This window comes from Mogibacterium sp. CM50 (genome assembly GCF_000293155.1).
Lineage (GTDB): Bacteria > Bacillota > Clostridia > Peptostreptococcales > Anaerovoracaceae > Mogibacterium > Mogibacterium timidum.
Map to the genome: position 1 here is coordinate 66080 of NZ_ALNL01000043.1, position 18050 is coordinate 84129.

General features: G+C 49.1%; 16 protein-coding genes. 2 read left to right on the forward strand and 14 right to left on the reverse strand.

What is annotated here, in order from left to right:
• Window positions 1-77 precede the first annotated feature (77 nt).
• From cysK to HMPREF1152_RS07205, 10 genes are all read right to left on the reverse strand, one after another.
• Window positions 78-1013, reverse strand: coding sequence for a cysteine synthase A (gene cysK / locus HMPREF1152_RS07160; RefSeq protein ID WP_009644474.1), 936 nt, complete (start codon window positions 1011-1013; stop codon window positions 78-80).
• A 27-nt stretch (window positions 1014-1040) separates the two neighbouring features.
• Window positions 1041-1835, reverse strand: a complete 795-nt coding sequence (locus HMPREF1152_RS07165) for a 5'-methylthioadenosine/adenosylhomocysteine nucleosidase (protein ID WP_009644569.1) — start codon at window positions 1833-1835, stop codon at window positions 1041-1043.
• Window positions 1819-2286, reverse strand: coding sequence for an S-ribosylhomocysteine lyase (locus HMPREF1152_RS07170; RefSeq protein ID WP_039883838.1), 468 nt, complete (start codon window positions 2284-2286; stop codon window positions 1819-1821). Before HMPREF1152_RS07170 ends, HMPREF1152_RS07165 begins: the two co-directional genes overlap by 17 nt.
• 243 nt (window positions 2287-2529) lie before the next feature.
• Window positions 2530-3720 (reverse strand): pyridoxal phosphate-dependent aminotransferase, encoded by a 1191-nt coding sequence (locus HMPREF1152_RS07175; RefSeq protein ID WP_009644582.1) that lies wholly within the window; start codon window positions 3718-3720, stop codon window positions 2530-2532.
• Between the two features lie 75 nt (window positions 3721-3795).
• Entirely contained in the window at window positions 3796-6456 is a 2661-nt protein-coding gene (locus tag HMPREF1152_RS07180; protein WP_009644479.1) for a heavy metal translocating P-type ATPase, read from the reverse strand.
• 96 nt (window positions 6457-6552) lie between these two features.
• Entirely contained in the window at window positions 6553-6987 is a 435-nt protein-coding gene (locus HMPREF1152_RS07185; protein WP_009644501.1) for a metal-sensing transcriptional repressor, read from the reverse strand.
• Between the two features lie 481 nt (window positions 6988-7468).
• Complete coding sequence (locus tag HMPREF1152_RS07190; protein WP_009644494.1) at window positions 7469-7777, reverse strand: hypothetical protein; 309 nt, start codon at window positions 7775-7777, stop codon at window positions 7469-7471.
• Between the two features lie 177 nt (window positions 7778-7954).
• Entirely contained in the window at window positions 7955-9088 is a 1134-nt protein-coding gene (locus HMPREF1152_RS07195; RefSeq protein ID WP_009644577.1) for an aldo/keto reductase, read from the reverse strand.
• Between the two features lie 138 nt (window positions 9089-9226).
• Window positions 9227-9820 carry a uracil-DNA glycosylase family protein gene (locus tag HMPREF1152_RS07200; RefSeq protein ID WP_009644546.1) on the reverse strand — a complete coding sequence of 198 codons (594 nt, stop codon included), beginning with the start codon at window positions 9818-9820 and terminating at the stop codon, window positions 9227-9229.
• A 159-nt stretch (window positions 9821-9979) separates the two neighbouring features.
• Window positions 9980-10768 (reverse strand): ZIP family metal transporter, encoded by a 789-nt coding sequence (locus tag HMPREF1152_RS07205; RefSeq protein ID WP_009644562.1) that lies wholly within the window; start codon window positions 10766-10768, stop codon window positions 9980-9982.
• 103 nt (window positions 10769-10871) lie between these two features.
• Here HMPREF1152_RS07205 and HMPREF1152_RS07210 point away from each other — a divergent pair, with 103 nt between their 5' ends.
• Entirely contained in the window at window positions 10872-12299 is a 1428-nt protein-coding gene (locus tag HMPREF1152_RS07210; protein WP_009644531.1) for an NAD(P)/FAD-dependent oxidoreductase, read from the forward strand.
• 193 nt (window positions 12300-12492) lie between these two features.
• Here HMPREF1152_RS07210 and HMPREF1152_RS07215 read toward each other — a convergent pair whose 3' ends face one another.
• The 3 genes from HMPREF1152_RS07215 to HMPREF1152_RS07225 all read right to left on the reverse strand — a co-directional run bounded on the left by HMPREF1152_RS07215 (window position 12493) and on the right by HMPREF1152_RS07225 (window position 16005).
• Window positions 12493-13005 (reverse strand): nitroreductase family protein, encoded by a 513-nt coding sequence (locus HMPREF1152_RS07215; RefSeq protein WP_009644576.1) that lies wholly within the window; start codon window positions 13003-13005, stop codon window positions 12493-12495.
• 109 nt (window positions 13006-13114) lie between these two features.
• Window positions 13115-15373, reverse strand: coding sequence for a Tex family protein (locus HMPREF1152_RS07220; protein ID WP_009644540.1), 2259 nt, complete (start codon window positions 15371-15373; stop codon window positions 13115-13117).
• Window positions 15373-16005, reverse strand: a complete 633-nt coding sequence (locus HMPREF1152_RS07225; RefSeq protein ID WP_009644525.1) for a hypothetical protein — start codon at window positions 16003-16005, stop codon at window positions 15373-15375. The genes HMPREF1152_RS07220 and HMPREF1152_RS07225 overlap by 1 nt, the downstream gene beginning before the upstream one ends.
• Window positions 16006-16192: 187 nt before the next feature.
• Here HMPREF1152_RS07225 and trxA point away from each other — a divergent pair, with 187 nt between their 5' ends.
• A complete protein-coding gene (gene trxA / locus HMPREF1152_RS07230) occupies window positions 16193-16501 on the forward strand; it encodes a thioredoxin (protein ID WP_009644509.1) in 309 nt (102 codons plus the stop codon).
• 122 nt (window positions 16502-16623) lie between these two features.
• On the opposite strand, the gene HMPREF1152_RS07235 is transcribed toward trxA, so the two are convergent.
• On the reverse strand, window positions 16624-18003 hold the full coding sequence (locus HMPREF1152_RS07235) for an MATE family efflux transporter (RefSeq protein WP_009644585.1): 1380 nt from the start codon (window positions 18001-18003) through the stop codon (window positions 16624-16626).
• Between the last annotated feature and the right edge of the window lie 47 nt (window positions 18004-18050).

Here is an 18050-nt window from a genome sequence, read left to right on the forward strand (position 1 = left end):
TGAAATCTTATAATCTTATTTATTTCATTTGCTGCCTAAAGCCCGTTTATGCGTATTTCTGTAACATCGGGCTCCAATCAGTCCCGGAAAAGCGGAGTCGACAGATATCTGTCACCTGTGTCAGGAAGCAGTACTACGATGTTCTTACCTTCGTTCTCAGGCTTCTTGGCCAGTTCGATTGCTGCCCACAGAGCTGCGCCCGCGGAAATTCCTACGAGCACACCCTGCTTGCGACCGATTAGTCTTCCAGTCTCAAACGCATCATCGTTTGTTACCGGAATAACCTCGTCATACACCTCAGTGTTGAGAGTATCCGGTACAAAACCGGCACCGATACCCTGAATCTTATGTGGCCCCGCCTCACCCTTAGCGAGAGTCTGTGAACCCTCCGGTTCAACTGCCACGACCTTGATATCTGCGTTCTGTGACTTGAGGTATTCCCCAACACCTGTCAGTGTACCTCCTGTACCTACGCCAGCTACAAAGTAATCAACCTTACCGTCCGTATCCTCCCAGATCTCCGGTCCTGTCGTATCTCTGTGAGCTGCCGGATTGGACGGATTTACAAACTGTCCCGGAACGTAACTGTTCTCTGTTTCGGCTGCAAGCTCCTCAGCCTTAGCAATAGCACCCTTCATACCCTTAGAGCCTTCTGTGAGCACGAGCCTTGCACCGTATGCCTTCATGATCTGTCTTCTCTCTACAGACATGGTCTCCGGCATTACAATGATTGTCTTATATCCCTTTGAGGCTGCTACGGAAGAAAGCCCGATACCTGTGTTGCCGGATGTCGGCTCAATAATCGTCGCGCCCGGCTTTAGCTCGCCGCTTACCTCTGCATCCTCAATCATTCTCTTGGCAATTCTATCCTTTACGGATCCCGCCGGATTGAAGTACTCCAGCTTGGCGAGCACCTTTGCCTTGAAACCAAGCTCCTCTTCAATTCTTGTCAGCTCGAGCAGCGGCGTCTTGCCGATCAGTTGATCGGCTGAAGTATAAATCTTAGTAGCCATGATGTAAATCCCCTTTCAAATCCTGCTCTAATTCTGCGATGGTGCCAGTTTGACCAGCTCGATGATTATCTCAGCGGACAGCTTGGAAGCCTTCTGCTCGAACACCCGGTATGATTCATTGCCGGTGCCGTCAGCCATATCCGAGATCACTCTCAGCACTGCGCACGGTACACCCGCACAGCCTGCGACATAAGCCAGCACTGCACCCTCCATCTCAGCTGCGTCACCGCCAAAATCATCTCTGAGCGCAGCCTTAAGTTCCGGAGTGTTGACAAACTGATCTCCGCTGACAATTCTGCCAACCGTAACTGTGCCGGCCTCTTCATGCCTACCGGAGATGTCCCTGGACACTTCTGTCAGAAGCGCAACCATCTGTTCGTCAGCCTTCACAACAGTTGGCTTACTTCGGTCACCGGTAGCCAGATTGCCCTTTGCATATCCCAGAGGAGTGAGGTCGAAATCGTGCTGCACAAAGTCATTGCCAACCACTATATCCATAGGCCTCAGCTCTACATTGAGCGCACCTGCCACACCGCTGTTGATGATGTAGCTTGGCTTGTATTTATCTATCATGAGCTGTGTGCCTCTGGCTGCGTTCACCTTACCGATGCCGCATCTGACCAGCACAACCTTGGTGTGCTCCAGTACACCCTCATAAAATTTAAAACCATAAATCTCCTCGACAGAAACACCTCTTATCGCGTCCAGCAGACCCTGCATCTCTACATCCATCGCACATACGATGCCCAGCTTGGCATTTCCCCCGATAACTGCTGCCGCGTCACAAAAGGCAGCTCCAATGCTCTTATCCTTTATAGTCATAATCCAGTCTCTCCTCGTTCCAATCTCTGAGAACTTCCATCATATCTCCGGCCACAGCCTTGGCCGCCTCAAGGTCGTGCTCCTTGTAGTTACCGCACTCGCTATGCTCCGCTCCCGGTATATCTCCCTCGTAATCAACGATAAAGGCAAACGACTCTCTAGCCAGATCGATCGCCTGCTGCCCTGTAGCCGTATCTCTCATCAACAGATAGAAGCCGGTCCTGCAGCCCATAGGCCCGATGTAAATAACCTTGTCGGACAGCCCGCTGTTCCTGGCGTATGTCGCGAAGAGGTGCTCAAAGGTATGCAGTGCCTCGTTTGAAACGTAATCACCCTCGTTAGGCCTCTTCATCCTGATATCGTAAGTAACCACGTCACCATCTATTCTTGAAATATACATACCCTTCTGCAGCGTGTCATGATTGACGCTGAAGCTTGCAATTCTCTCCATATTAACCATTGGAGCACCCTCTCTTGTTACAAAAATAATAAGCGCATAAGGCCTCGCCTCACACGCTTATTCTATCACAGTACTTAAGTTTCCGTCTATATCGTCACTATCACTCACCCACCTGCGAGGCAGTCGGAACAGTGCGTTCCGGCTGCGAAATCGGTTGGAAATGTGTAAGACCTTGCGGGATTTTTGCAGGATTTTTGCAAGAAACCACGACGGAATATATCGCTGTGCCGGGTCTTAGCCGAAGAACTTCTTGCCCAGCTTAGCAAACGACTCTGCGGATCTCCGGATAGTCTCGTTCGCGATGCAGAAAGAAAGTCTGATGTAACCAGGGCAGGCAAATGCGCTGCCGGGAACCATGAGGATTCTCTCCTCCTTGGCTGCTGCTACGAGCTCTTTCTCGTCTGCAACCGGAGACTTAACCCACAGATAGAATGCGCCCTGAGGTACAATTGCTGTAAATCCGGCGTCTGTAACAATCTTATATAGGTCTTCTGCGTTCTTCTTGTAGTAAGGAACGTCAACCTGTGCGTCCATGCATCTCTCAACTGCCAGCTGAACCATCGAAGGGGCATTGGTGTCTCCGGAGATACGGTTTGCAACCGTAGCTGCAGCCATGAACTCCTCTACATTGTCAGACTTAGGTGAAACTGCGAGGTATCCGAGTCTGTCTCCGGGGATTGAGAGCGACTTTGACCAAGAGTAGGCGATGATTGTGTTGTCATATAGGTCAGGAATGAACACGATTTCCTTATCTACATATACCAGCTCTCTGTAAGGCTCATCGGTGATAATGTAGATCGGGTGTCCGTACTCCTTCTCTGCATCCTTGAGAACCGCTGCAATCTGCTCGAGTGTCTCACGAGAGTAAATCGCTCCTGTTGGATTGTTAGGGTTGTTGATGATGACTGCCTTGACTTTAGGGTCTAGCGCCTTCTTGAGAGCCTCCGGATCCGGCTCGAAGCCGTTTGCCTCGTTAGGGGGTACAACTACGGTCTCTGCGTGGTAATTGCCGGCCCAATTTGCATACTCAACGAAGTATGGCGCAAATACGATCTGCTTATCGCCGGGATCGAAGATTGTCTTCATGATCACGTTGATTGAAGAACCTGCTCCAACTGTCATGATGATGTTTTCGAAAGTGAAATTAGCACCAAATCTCTTGTTGAGGTTCTCGGCTACAGCTGTTCTGGTCGACTCGAATCCCGCATTAGGCATATAACCGTGAACGATGTGAGGATCCATCTCGTTGTTAACGTAATTGATGGCGTCTCTATATTCCTTAGGTGGATGAAGTCCGGGGTTCCCGACACTGAAGTCGTAAACATTTTCCGCTCCATAAACCTTAGCCATCTTCTTACCCTCTTCGAACATTGCTCTGATAACAGAGCTGCCTGCCAGGAATGGTTCCATACTTTTTGCAATCATAATTACCTCTCCTCTATCAATTAATAGTTATCGGTATAGCACCGCATACGTTTTCATTGTAACACACAAGATTCACTATGCAATAGATACGACCTTGTAATCCTTATCCTCGACAGCCTTCCGAAGCTCAGAATCCTCAACCTCATCTGTCATCTCCACTACAGCAGTTCCGGCCTCGTGGCTGACCTCTGCGTTTGCGACACCCTCAAGCGCTTCCAGAGCTTTCTTGACAGTTGCCTCGCAGTGTCCGCACATCATGCCTTCGATGTTCATCGTCTTAGTCATTACCATATCCTCCTTAAAACATTTATCATTTGCTTCCAAATCACCATTAACGACCTGTGCCGCTTCCCTGTCATCAACAGTGACCTCCGACAGCTTGCCTGTCAGTGCCCCGAGTTCAGCGGCGTCTATGCCGGAATTGATATTCCTATCCTTATTGGCATCATGCACCTTGAACAGATTGAGCCTCAAAGCATTCATGCATACGCAGAAGCTCGATATACTCATCGCGGCTGCGCCCCACATAGGATTCATCGACCACCCTCTCATGATGTGCACGTAAGCACCCGCAGCCAGAGGTATCAGCAGCACGTTGTAGAAGAACGCCCAAAACAGATTCTCATGGATGTTGCGCAACGTAGCCCGGCTGAGTCTGATTGCTGCCGACACATCTGACAGCTTGCTGTTCATGAGCACTACATCAGCTACATCTACGGCAACATCCGCGCCGGCTCCAATGGCGATCCCCACATCTGCCCTGGTCAGTGCAGGCGCGTCATTGATACCGTCACCTACCATGGCAACCTTGCCTAGGGTGCCAAGCTCACGGATCAGCTTCTCCTTACCGTCAGGCAACACTCCGGCAACCACGTGGTCTACGCCGGCCTGATCGCCTATAGCCTTGGCTGTCTTCTCATTGTCACCGGTAATCATCACCACCTGCAAGCCCTGCTTCTTCATCTCAGCGATTGCACTCCTGCTGTCGTCCTTGACTATGTCCGCTACAGCAATCATGCCGATGAGCTTGCCGCCGCCTGCAAACATCAACGGCGTCTTGCCCTGTATTGCCAGTGATTCCGCTCTCAGCTTCATATTCGTATCGACTTCCGCTATGCCCGAAAGGAACTTTACACTTCCTGCATACAGCTCGCCGTTATCCTTTGCACCCGACAGCTTAGCCCTGATACCTCTTCCTGAAATCGCTTCAAAAGCCTCTATCTCGACATCCGCAAGGCCCAGCGATTCGCGATTCTCATCGAAGAATCGGGTAATGGCAAGTGCGAAAGGATGCTCGCTGCGCTTCTCGATCGCATTTGCAATATTGAGCAGCTGCGACTCTGTAACGCCTGCAGCCGGAACGATATCGGTAACGGCCGGCTCACCCTTGGTGATGGTTCCCGTCTTGTCGAGGGCAACTATACGGATGCGTCCGGTTTCTTCAAGCGAGCTTGCTGTCTTGAACAGAATACCGTTCTTGGCACCCATGCCGCTGCCGACCATGATAGCTACAGGAGTTGCCAGCCCGAGCGCACAAGGGCAGCTGACAACCAGTACCGCTATGCCTCTCGACAGCGCATATCCGAACGGCTGTCCGATAAGCAGCCAGATCAGTGTCACCAAGGCCGCTATGATGATGACTGCCGGCACGAACACGCCCGACACCCTATCCGCAATCTTGGCGATCGGCGCCTTGGTTGCTGCCGCATCGCTCACCATTCTGATGATCTGCGACAGCGTCGTATCCTCCCCGACACGCGTTGCCTTCGCTCTGATAAATCCGGTTCTGTTAATCGTAGCTGCCGACACCTCGTCGCCGGCATCCTTATCTACCGGTACGCTCTCGCCCGTGAGTGCTGACTCGTCTATGGTTGTACCGCCCTCGAGAATCACTCCGTCCACCGGAATGCTATCCCCGGGTCTGACAACAAACACATCCCCCATCTTGACCTCGGCAACAGGCACCTCTACCTCCTCGCCATCTCTCTCGAGAACCGCGATCTTAGGAGCGAGCTTCATCAGGCTCTTGAGCGCATCTGTCGTCCTGCCCTTGGATAACGCCTCGAGCAACTTGCCGACCGTAATCAGGGTTACAATCATCGCCGCCGACTCAAAATACAGGTTGTGCATTCCGGCCGTCACAGCCTCGGGATTGCCGTCTGTCAGGTCTCCAGTCATACGAAACAGTATGTATAAGCTCCATAGAAACGAGGTCATTGAGCCCATGGCTACCAGAGTGTCCATATTTGGAGCTCCTGCGCGCACGCTCTTCCATCCGCTGACAAAGAACCTTCTGTTGATAAACATGACTATAATCGCCAGCAGCATCTGTACAAGCGCGATACCGACGTAATTACCTTCAAAGAAGCTTGGCAACGGCAAGTGGAGCATGGTGTGTCCCATCGAAAAATACATGAGCACGAGCAGGAAAACAACTGAAGATATCAGTCTCCTCCTGAGCACGGGGCTCTCCGTGTCCTCGAGCGCCTTTTCCTGCGCCTCCAGTAAACCTGTTCCGGACTGCGTGTTTCCGGCGGAATTTTCCGGGCTAGCTCCATAGCCTGCGTCCTCTACAGCCTTGATTATATCCTCCGCATCGGCATTACCTTCAACTCCCATCGAATTGGTGAGCAGGCTGACCGATACCGATTCAACCCCCGGCACCTTGCTGACGGCCTTCTCGACGTGAGCCTGGCAGGCTGCACAGCTCATGCCGGTTACGTTATATCTATCCATCCTGTCTCATCTCCCTTTCCGCATCATCTATATGATATACTTGTGTATTATTCCCCATTGCGTCGTTCTTACAAATGAGTTCCTCTCTCAGCCGATCTATTTCATAAGTTTCTGCATTACCTTGACCAGCTCGTCGATAGTTTCATCATCACCGTTTCTGATGTCATTAGCTACGCAGCCCTTGATGTGACTTGCCATCAGCTCCTTGTTGAAGCTGTTGAGCGCGCTGTTAACCGAAGACACCTGAATCAGTATATCCGGACAATAGGCATCTCTCTCAAGCATTCCCTCTATTCCTCTGATCTGACCTTCTATCCTCTTGAGTCTGTTCATTAGACTCCTATATTCCGTATGAGAGCGCCTGCGGCGTCTGTCGGACATCTCAGGAATATCCGGTTCTGCACAAGCGGCACTATACTCTGTATTGTTCTCTTCTCTGTCAGAAACGCGACCGATTAGATCCAATGCTGAATTCGGCTTACCTTTGGCACAGCCTCTGCAGGCTCTTCTCCTATCGCTTAGCTCTGCCATATTCCATCCTCACTCTCTTAAAATATTGTCATGATTTATCTGCCGATGGATTTAGGATATACCCCCTACCCCTATAAGTCAAGTATGTCTAACCGTTTTATATTTTTCTATTAAAAGCTGTTATTCTTTCTTAACAATTGAAAAAATATTGGAATAGGAAATATCAGCAGAACAGTTCCTGAGAAAAACCATAATACAAATGCTCCTGCATGGTAGTTCTTATTGTTGTATGTCCAACTTATACTCATTATTAAGGGACTTCAGATACAGCGTCTCGCCAACGCATCCGTTTAATCGGCGATGACTGAGAATTCTTTGTTCCAAGAACTTCCCATCCTCATTTTCAATTTTAAAGCGGTAAAAGCGAAAGTTTTTAACCTCTAAAATGATGTTTACACTGAAACAGTTGTGTCGAATACATAGGAATCCCGATGTCAAATAGAATACAAGGAATAAAACAACCTGACTCCATTGCGTAAAATCAAAGGCAAACAACGGTTGCAATCAATTCGTTTGTCTTATTGAGCCGGCAAATAACCCTATCCATTGTGGAACCATTATATTCAGTAATATCGCGGTAGGAGTTAAGCATCCCTTTACTTCCATCAATATAACGGTCAGAAATTTCTGCAACAAATGTTGTCAGAGTACCTTCCGGAGAAAGAGCAATCTCCCTTCCCGTATATGATGTTCTATTCTGCTTAGACGTATTAATTTTCAGCAGTTGTAAAGACCATGCCGCACAATTCGGCAGAGCGGCGAACACAGCCTTTATTCTTTCAAGAGTCAATTTCTTATTCCTCCTCGATATTTACATCTCCGGCTTGTATGTGACAGAGTATTTTTGTCATCCATGACGGCGTTCCTCCTTTGTTATAATATGCGGTTGGCGAACCGACATATTATAATAAGGGAGGTTTTTTCTTAAGGCTAAAGCTATCCTAATCTCACCGGCATAGCCGGCGATTTATTGATTTCCTTCAAAGTAATCGGCTACCATAGCCAAGTCCTTGATTATCGGCAGGTGCTGTGGGCATATCGCCTCACACTGACCGCAGCCTATACAGTCGCTAGCCTTACCGAACTTCATTGCCGACCTCTCGTAATACTCGCGCTGCGTCGTCCATTCTCTGCTGCTATCCTCTAACTTATCCGTGTTGTAAAGTGAGAAATACCTTGGAATAGGAATGTTCATCGGACATCCCTCTGTGCAGTATGAACATGCGGTGCAAGGAATGCTGATTGATCTGTTGATAATTTCAACAACCTTGTCGATAATCTCATATTCCTCGTCATTCAACGGTTCAAAGTTCTGCATATATGAGGTATTGTCGAGCAGCTGCTCCATGCTGCTCATGCCGCTAAGCACTACCTTGACGTTCTCAAGGCTAGCTGCAAACCGGATAGCCCACGATGCCACTGACATGTCGGGACGGTAAGTCTTAAATAATTTCTCCGCCTCAGGAGGAACATTTGCAAGAATACCTCCCTTGACCGGCTCCATGACGACTACATCCTTGCCATGTCGCACCGCGGCCTCATAGCAACGCCCGGACTGCACGCCCTCGCTGTTCCAATCCAGATAATTGATCTGCAGCTGAATGAATTCGAGCTCGGGGTGGTCAGTAAGAAATTTATCCACATGCTCGGCGTCCTCGTGAGAAGAAAACCCAAGGTGCTTGATCAGACCCTCATCCTTCTTGCGCTGCAGATACTCGAAGCAGTGCAGCTCCTCAAACTTGCCGATATTTTCTCGTCCGACATCGTGGAGCAGATAGTAATCAAAATATCCTGCGCCTGTCTTCTCGAGTTGCGCCTCAAAATACGCGTCGCGTTCCTCTTCTGTGTTGAAAAACCCCGAGTGCAGCTTGGTAGACAAGGTGTATTCGCTCCTGTCATGTCTCTTGACGAGGAACTCCTTGGCAGACGGTTCACTCTGCCTGTTGTGATACATCCAAGCTGTATCGAAGTAGGTGAATCCCCTGTCTATGAAAGCGTCTGCCATACGACCGCTCTCAGCAATATCAATGCTGCCTGCGTCATCGGGATTCGTCTGCGGCAGTCTCATCAGACCAAATCCCAGCTTATATCTACCGTCCATTTCCCCCTCCATAATACATATTTGTTAATCTTTAAAGTCGCAATACAGTCGCAATATTAATCTATAAATCCCGGTTGATAGCCTGTCTCGGTTTTCATAGATCAGTTGACACTATCGTTCAGTTGATTTCCTGTAATTTCATATCCGCCCGGCATAGCTTCCGATGATCTCATCAACCATCCTCTGCAGCACAGGCACCACGTCTTCCACAAACCAGGGGTTCTTGGCCTGCCAGCGGAAATTGAGCGGACTTGGGTGTACAAGCGGAAAATACTTAGGCAGATACTCCTCATAGCTCCTAACTGTCTCAGTCAGATTCCTCTTCATCTCGCCCTTGAGATAGTAGTCCATCGAATACTTGCCTACCAGCAGAGTCATCTCGATGCGGCTGAGCTCAGCCAACAGTGCACTATGATACTCCTCGGCGATGAACTTCCTTGGAGGCAAATCGCCTGTCTTGCCCCTGCCGGGATAGTAAAAATCCATAGGCATGATGGCAATCTCATCCGAATAAAATGTGGCCTTGTCTATGCCCATCCACGAGATAAGCTTCTCGCCCGACTTGTCGTTAAACGGGATTAGCGTCTCCTCTACCTTTCGTCCGGGTGCCTGCCCGATCACCAAGATTCGAGCTTTCTCGTTGATCTGAAATACAGGCGGAATGTTGCGCTCTGTATACTCGGAATTCCTCTCATCCGCCTTAATTCTCTCTATAATCTCTGATACCGACATACCAATCACCACCTCTCTATATTCTACATTCTACACTATTTCTGATTCGCTTTGTCGGAGACTCCCTTTTGTTCACATATCAGGACTTCTCTTTTGTTCACACATCGGGACCTATAGTTCTGTTAATATTTCCCGCTCATATATTTCATTTCCCTGCCGTTATCCGAGTGCAACATCCAGCATCATCATCAGAGAAAAGCCGACTGCAAACATCATCACACCACCATGTGAATGCTCGCCTTCTGCCATCTCCGGTATCAGCTCCTCTACGACAACGTACAGCATAGCTCCCGCCGCAAAGCTGAGCATGTAAGGCAAAACCGGCGTAACAGCCTGTGCAAATATAATCGTAAGAATAGCGCCGATCGGCTCGACAATTCCCGACAACACGCCATTGCGAAACGCCTGATGCTTCGAAGCGCCGGCGGAATATAGCGGCATGGAGATTATCGCACCCTCAGGAAAATTCTGAATAGCAATTCCAATAGCCAAAGCGAATGCGCCGCCTAGCGAGATATTGGCCTCACCGGTAAGCCAGCCTGCGAACACAACACCAACAGCCATTCCCTCCGGGATGTTGTGCAGCGTAACTGCCAAGACGAGCATCATCTCCTTTGACAAGCTTGCTTTGGGGCCTTCCACCTCGTTGCTGCCGGCGTGCAAATGCGGCACGACATGATCCATCATCAGCAGGAACCCGATACCTATCCAAAATCCTATAATGGCCGGCATGAACGCAAACCTGCCCAGCGACTTGCTGTCCTCCATCGCCGGGATCAGCAAGCTCCAGATAGAAGCCGCTACCATAACGCCGGCTGCAAATCCGCTGAGCATTCGTTCAATATTCTTGCTGAGTTCATTCTTCATGAGGTAGACGCATAACGCTCCGAGCGTCGTCCCGATAAACGGGATCATCACTCCATAAATGATGTTGATATTGATGCCCACAAGGCCTCCTGTTCTTATCACGGTCGGCCATTGAGCGACAGGCGACCTGACTGCAGCTTATGATATAATTGTGTGACTTTCATTATACACCTAGGAGATGAATTTGAAACAAAATACAAATATAAACAACTCTACCGGGACAGCGGCAGAAATCACACTTCATGATGATACCCTCGTAAATACTGCGTACAGCGATACCATAATAATCGGTGCCGGCGCAGCCGGACTTATGTGCGCTGCCAATCTGCACGGCAGCGCCATTATCCTCGAGGCCACCTCGAGAATAGGCACAAAACTCCTGATGAGCGGAAATGGCCATTGTAATATCACACATGCCGGCAGCATCAAGGATTTCCCGAGCTGCTACGGCTCGGCCGGTCGTTCCATCCGCAAGATACTCTACAAATATAGCAACGACGATCTCATAGGCTACCTCGAATCGCACGGAATCAAGACCATCACAAGCGAAGAGAACCGAGTATTTCCTGAAAGCATGTGCGCACAGGATATTCGGGATCTGCTGCTGTCTGAGGCCGAATCGCACGGCTTCAAAGTTATAACCAACAGAAAGGTTGTCGATGTTAAACACGATAGCGAATATATTACTGTTCTCGCCACAGCTCCTGACGGGCAAGCCTTCAGCTATGCTGCAAAGCACCTCGTAGTGGCAGCCGGAGGCAGATCGTACCCTCGCAGCGGTTCCGACGGCTCGATGTATGACGTCCTGTCTGCTTCGCTCGGAATTGAACATACAACTCTTCAACCGTCGCTTGCTCCTTTAAGTGTAGCTGACTACCCATACGGCGAGCTAGCCGGTATATCCATAGATAATATCTCTGTCAGCATCTATCCGAAGGTCGGAAGGCGCCTCGCACAGCTGTCCGGGTCAGTGCTGCTGACGCATGAGAATTTCTCGGGTCCGGTTATCCTCAACGCTTCTAAGTATGCAGAAGCCGGCAGCTATCTGGTGCTCAACTACCTAGGGATCAGCAGGGAAGAAGCTGCCGATAGGTTGAACCCCGATACGTTTGCCGGAACCTGCGGTGACAGCAAGGCCGACATTCTGAACCGGGTAAATTATACCGGCTGTGACAGCAGTGCTGAAAGTCTGAATCAGAAAATCGGGGTTAGCTGCGATAAACGAGCCGGCAGCTTCAATCAGAAAACCGGGAAGCGGATCCCGGCGGGCGGCGGCGACCTCGCCACCGGAATATCAAGCGAGTTCGCCCTGCCTCGCCGCTTCGCCAAGCTAGTGGCGAAGCGCGCCGCCGGCAGTCATAAGAAGGCCGCCGTCCTCCTGACGGAGGACCGATTCGAAATCGAATCGCGCGGTGACTTCGACAAGGCGATGGTCACCGCGGGCGGCCTTCGCCTCGAACAGTTTGACTGCAAATCGATGCAGCTAAAATCCGATCCCGAAATATACTGCATCGGCGAAATTCTGGATGTCGATGGCATAACAGGCGGATACAATCTGCAGTTCGCATGGTCTTCAGCCAGGGCGGCAGCAGCTTCAATCAGCGAGAAGTGATCAACGGACAGGAATTAGAATTCCCGGAGCCTTGCTTCGCTCAGCATACGTTGCACACCTGCTCGTTTCAATCATCGGAACCGGCCGGGGACAGGCGCAGCCAGGCTGCCGTGCAGGCGTATATAAAAGGCCTCGGGCTGCACCCGAGGCTTTTTATATGACGTCCTTATGACGATAATTAACCTAGTACCTATTACAGATATGAAATAGTTTCGCTCAGTTCCTTGCGGCTAAAATGATTTGCCAGAGGCTCCGCATCCTCCGCTGCATACCCCAGATCGAGCGCCATCAATATCTCCTCGTTTTCCGGAAGCTCCAGCGCTTTAGCTAATTTATCCGGATCAAGGAAGTTAATCCAGCAGCTGTTCAGTCCCTGATCGGTCGCAGCCAGCATCATATGAGTTGCAACAATTGAAGCATCCTCAATCCCCGAATCTCTCTGTCCGCCGGGATATCTGTAGACATTATCCTTATCAAAAGCAACTACTATAACCGTCTTCGCACCGTATCTGCATGGTGTTTCTATATCAAATTTGTCCAGAGCCTCCTGAGACTCCAATACGTAGATATGCTGTTCCTGAAGATTCTTCGCCGTTGGAGCAAGTCTTCCGGCTTCCAGTACAGCTTCAAGCTTTTCTCGTTCAACTTTCTTGCTGCTGTATTTTTTGCACGCATACCTGTCTCTTACCACCTTACCGAATTCCATTTCAACCTCCTTGGCTTTCGCCATACCCCTTTATTTGCAGCTATTCACACCATGATGTCGGCAATTTACATCCATCGATATATCAACGCTAAGCTGCTCATAACTGCGATTATCGTTTCTTTTTCATGCTGAGTGATATTTTCTTGCGTTTCTCATCGATCGACAACACACGTACATTTACGATATCTCCAACCTTCACTATGTCAAGCGGATGCTTTACGAATCTATCGGACAGTTCGGAGATGTGAACGAGTCCATCATGATGAACGCCTATGTCAACAAATGCACCGAAGTCCACGATATTCCTAACCGTACCCTTCAGCTCCATATCCGGTCTCAGGTCGCTGATGTCCAGCACGTCGCTCCTCAGCAACGGCGCCTGCGCCTCATCTCTAGGGTCGCGCCCCGGCTTTTCTATTTCGGACAGGATATCCTTGAGTGTGTATTCACCAATGCCTGCGTCCTCCGCCAATTGCTTCAGAGAAGGCTTATCGCCATTGCCATTTCCGTGCTTGCTGCCATATTTCTCATGCAGCTTATTCATTGAACTCACATCGACCGCGATTCCCTTTGCCGCGCCTGTGACGATGTCGGCAGGGGTGTAACCCATAAGCTCCAGAATTTTCCCGGCAGCCTCATAGCTCTCAGGGTGAACCGCCGTGCAGTCCAAAGGCTCTTTACCGTCCCTGATTCTGAGGAATCCGGCACATTGTTCATAAGCCTTCGGTCCGAGCTTTGCAACCTTGAGCAGCTGCCTTCTGCTGTCAAATCGCCCGTTTTCCTCACGATACTTCACGATATTAGCCGCTATCGGCTTGCTGATGCCCGAGACATATTCGAGCAGCGATGCGGAAGCTGTATTCAGATCAACTCCGACACTGTTAACACAAGCCTCTACAACTGCCTCCAGCGCCTCTGACAGCCTCTTCTGATCCATATCGTGCTGATACTGTCCGACCCCGATTGAACGCGGATCTATCTTGACCAGCTCCGCCAGCGGATCCTGAAGCCTGCGCGCAATAGATGCCGAGCTGCGTTCGCCGACATCGAGATCCGGATATTCCTCAGTCGCCAGCTTGCTAGCCGAATACACAGACGCACCGGCCTCGTTGACTATCACATACTGCAGTTTCTTGCTTGGGTTGGCATATAGCCCTTGCTCGTACTCCTTGATAAACTCGGCGACAATCTGCTCAGACTCGCGCGAAGCTGTACCGTTTCCGACCGAGATTATATCAATGTCATATTGTTTGACCAGCTTGGCCAACACCTGCTTGGCTTCCTTGACCTTGTTCTGAGGCGCCGTCGGGTAGATGACCGTCGTATCAAGTATCTTGCCTGTCGCGTCTACAGCTGCAAGCTTACAGCCCGTTCTAAACGCGGGATCCCAACCGAGAACTGTCTTGCCTTCAATCGGTGGCTGCATGAGGAGCTGTTCGAGGTTGCTGGCAAATATCTTTATCGCTGCCTCCTGTGCTCCGAGTGTCAGTTCATTTCTGATCTCCGTCTCGATAGATGGTGCAATCAGACGCTTATACGCATCTACGCAAGCCTCCTCGCTGTACTGCTGAGTCAGCCTGTTATTGCAGGTTCCCAGCTCAGCACAGATATGCTGCTCTATCTTGTCCACCGGTGCTTCGAGCTTGACACTCAGCATTTTTTCGTTTTCTCCGCGGTTGATAGCCAGGATCCTGTGTCCGGGCAGTCCATCCACCTTCTCAGCAAAATCAAAATAGTTCTCGTACACGCTGCGTTGTCCGATTTCGTCAAGCTTCTTCTTAGCCGCAGGTATTACCGATGTAATCAGCACGCCTTCCTTATATGTTGTGCCCCTGACCCATGTTCTGATATCAGCATCATCTGACACATCACCGGCTATGATGTCCTGAGCCAGTTTGATCGCTGTCTCTACATCTACGACCTCGTGCTCCTCGTTCAGATACTTCTCTGCCTCCTCGGGAACAGGAACCGCAGCATCTGCCGACAATATGTATTTTGCAAGGCCTTCCAGCCCTTTCTCCTTGGCTATCATGGCACGAGTGCGTCTCTTAGGCTTGTACGGTCTGTAGATGTCCTCCACTGCAACCATCGTCTCGGCCTGCTCCAGCTTGGCGAGCAGTTCGTCCGTTAGCTTGCCCTGCGATTCGATAGAAGCTATTACTGTCGCTTTCCTATCCTCCAACGAGCGGAGATAGCGCAGCCTCTCATCGAAGCGACGGAGCGTCTCGTCATCAAGCGCACCGGTAGCCTCCTTGCGGTATCTGGCGATAAACGGAATCGTATTTCCCTCATCTATCAGCTTGATGACCGCCTCGACCTGCCATTTCTTAATCTCCAATTCTTCAGTTATCTTGTGTGTAATATCCATTAGCTCAGCATGCTGCTATCCAGTATCAGCACAATCTCCCCTTCGTTTTTGTATGCGCGATATCTAACCTTCTGGCCTGCCTCGAGGCCAAAGCCCTGCGTGGGTGGTTGAAGCAGAGTTCCGTGAAATTCGTCTTCGCCGAAGCTCGTCGTCCTCACCCATACGACCTCAGGCAGGCTCCCCTTTTGGGCCACAATAACGCTTATAAAGTCCGGAAGCTCCAGATTGCGTCCGCCATCCAGCAGCTCCAGTTCTCGCAGCATCGTCATCTTTTGATCTGCTGACTCGAAGTTGTGCAGGATGTCCTCCGGCACATCTTCATACTCAGATAGATCAGCCCCCAGCTCCTCTGCCATCTCAAACTCATAGTCTCTGACATCCTTGAATCTAACCCTTGCATATCGCTCGCTGCTCCTTGAGCCTACAACCAGTTTGCCTTTCTCATCCTTCCTGACGGAAGCCAGCAGGTTAAAGCTGGTGCCGACCAGATCCTCGCAAAAGCAATAGGCAAGCACTCCGGTAGCTCCGTCGATAATCTCGAGAGTGTCGGCAAGTCCTTCGATTGCGTCCGGGCACTCGATATATATGAATTTATGGAAAATTTCTCTGAAAACAGCCTCATCAATGTACATGTCATATCTCCGATTTCTATTAAAATTCCGATTATTTATTATAGCATGATATTGTATTTTCTCACAGAATCATCACACACAGGCCTGCAAAAATGGTAAAGTGTAAATATACAAATTGTACACAATTAATCAGAGGCGCTTAACGCAATTGGTAATGTAAAATAATGTAAATACGGAGGAAAATAAAATGGCAGCAATTGAATTGACAACAGAGAATTTTGAGCAGGAAGTACTACAGGCAGACAAGCCGGTTCTGGTTGATTTCTGGGCTTCATGGTGCGGGCCTTGTAAGATGCTATCGCCTGTAATCGATGAAATCGCAGGAGAGAGAGACGACATCAAGGTTGGTAAGGTCAACGTTGACGAGCAGCCTGAGCTGGCTCAGAAATACGGCGTTATGAGCATCCCTACAGTTCTTGTCATCAAGGGCGGTGAGGAAGTTAACAAGTCGGTAGGAGCGGTTCCCAAGAAGGCTCTTCTCGATCTCATCGGTTAATGCCGATACGAGATTTGAGATACAGAATCACTTTAATTGAGCCAATCTCATAAGGTAGCAGCAAACGCCTGATTTATTGATAATCAGGCGTTTGCTATGTTGGAAGAAACAATGAAGCTCTTTCATGATATTTCGTCGATTTTTACCTCTCCTATTCCCTGTGCAAGCTTAATAAGATGCTTGTATTCACCCATCAACAACAGAATTGCAATCAAAATTATAATGACATCATTCAATGGCAATGCAAGCCATACACCGAGAACATCTCCATTTAGTAAACGAGGTAACAGCAATACTAACGGAACTACCAGTGCAAGCTGTCTTAGGATAACCAATACTCCTGCCTGTTTTGCTTTTCCGACAGCCTGAAAATAAGTAACTGTCATTATGAGTATGCCGTAAGTAGGGAATACGCAGTACATAAGGCGAAAATTAGTTAGCCCCGAACTTACAATAGCTGAATCGGTAATAAATGCAGATAATATCTGCACCGAAAAAATTTCGATTATGGCAAAGAAAAATCCGGCAAGACAAGTGGAGCCTATAATAAATACATTAGTAAGCTTTTTAACTCGCATATACTCTTTTGCTCCGAAATTCGTTCCGACAGCAGGCTGCAGCCCTTGACTCATGCCCCATATAGGAACAAATGCAAGCTGCATAACTCTTTGGGCGGCTCCCATAAGAGCTATTTGTTTCTCTCCGCCAAAATGCACCGCCGTATTATATACGACTGTCATTTGAACCAACATCATGATTTGCATGAGCATAGCACTCATTCCCACGGAAAAGATTTCAGGCAATAAGTCTTTTGCGGGTTTTATCCCGTGAAAACGAACCACCGGGCTTTTTTTCCGGAAGTATATTAAGGTAACCAAAGCTTGACTGATTTGAGAGATCACAGTTGCGATTGCAACAGCCTGCGGTCCTCGAGACGGCATAAGCAGAATGAATACAGGATCTAATATAATATTCAGAATGGCCCCGGCTGCCATGATCCCCATGGCAATTCCCATGCGTCCTTCTGCCCTTATTACCATGTTTGCACCCTGCATAAAATTTACGAATATGGAGCCGAGATATACTGTTCTTAAATAAGAAACACCCATCTCCAGCACCTCTCCGCCGGCACCTGATAAACGCAAAAATTCAGGAGCAAATATGATACCGATAATCATAACTGCTGACGATAAAATGATTACCAGAAAAGTCAGATTCCCTATAATCTTATCAACGGTAGCTTTGTCTTTTTTCCCGATTGCCCGAGAAAGCACAGAGCCCGAACCTATACCAAGAAGAACTGCAATTGCATTGTTGATCAATACAAACGGAGATGCCGCCGAAACTGCACTCATGGCGTCGGTTCCCACCATTTGTCCGACATAAATTGAATCGACAAAGGCATATAATCCCACTATCAGTTGACCTAGAATTGCAGGCAAACTAAGTTTAATCATCAATTTCCAGGAGTTTTCCGTAAGTAATTTATCACGAACATCCATTATACCCCCTCCTTAATTTTTCATATTATTTTGTCTGTATTTTTCAG

Bases quoted from the DNA above. Each gene is read 5' to 3' on its own strand.
- HMPREF1152_RS07180 (WP_009644479.1), bottom strand. From the start codon at position 6,456: ATGGATAGATATAACGTAACCGGCATGAGCTGTGCAGCCTGCCAGGCT.
- HMPREF1152_RS07215 (WP_009644576.1), bottom strand. From the start codon at position 13,005: ATGGAATTCGGTAAGGTGGTAAGAGACAGGTATGCGTGCAAAAAATAC.
- HMPREF1152_RS07200 (WP_009644546.1), bottom strand. From the start codon at position 9,820: ATGTCGGTATCAGAGATTATAGAGAGAATTAAGGCGGATGAGAGGAAT.
- HMPREF1152_RS07235 (WP_009644585.1), bottom strand. From the start codon at position 18,003: ATGGATGTTCGTGATAAATTACTTACGGAAAACTCCTGGAAATTGATG.
- cysK (WP_009644474.1), bottom strand. From the start codon at position 1,013: ATGGCTACTAAGATTTATACTTCAGCCGATCAACTGATCGGCAAGACG.
- trxA (WP_009644509.1), top strand. From the start codon at position 16,193: ATGGCAGCAATTGAATTGACAACAGAGAATTTTGAGCAGGAAGTACTA.
- HMPREF1152_RS07195 (WP_009644577.1), bottom strand. From the start codon at position 9,088: ATGGACGGTAGATATAAGCTGGGATTTGGTCTGATGAGACTGCCGCAG.
- HMPREF1152_RS07165 (WP_009644569.1), bottom strand. From the start codon at position 1,835: ATGACTATAAAGGATAAGAGCATTGGAGCTGCCTTTTGTGACGCGGCA.
- HMPREF1152_RS07185 (WP_009644501.1), bottom strand. From the start codon at position 6,987: ATGGCAGAGCTAAGCGATAGGAGAAGAGCCTGCAGAGGCTGTGCCAAA.
- HMPREF1152_RS07170 (WP_039883838.1), bottom strand. From the start codon at position 2,286: ATGGAGAGAATTGCAAGCTTCAGCGTCAATCATGACACGCTGCAGAAG.
- HMPREF1152_RS07225 (WP_009644525.1), bottom strand. From the start codon at position 16,005: ATGTACATTGATGAGGCTGTTTTCAGAGAAATTTTCCATAAATTCATA.
- HMPREF1152_RS07175 (WP_009644582.1), bottom strand. From the start codon at position 3,720: ATGATTGCAAAAAGTATGGAACCATTCCTGGCAGGCAGCTCTGTTATC.
- HMPREF1152_RS07220 (WP_009644540.1), bottom strand. From the start codon at position 15,373: ATGGATATTACACACAAGATAACTGAAGAATTGGAGATTAAGAAATGG.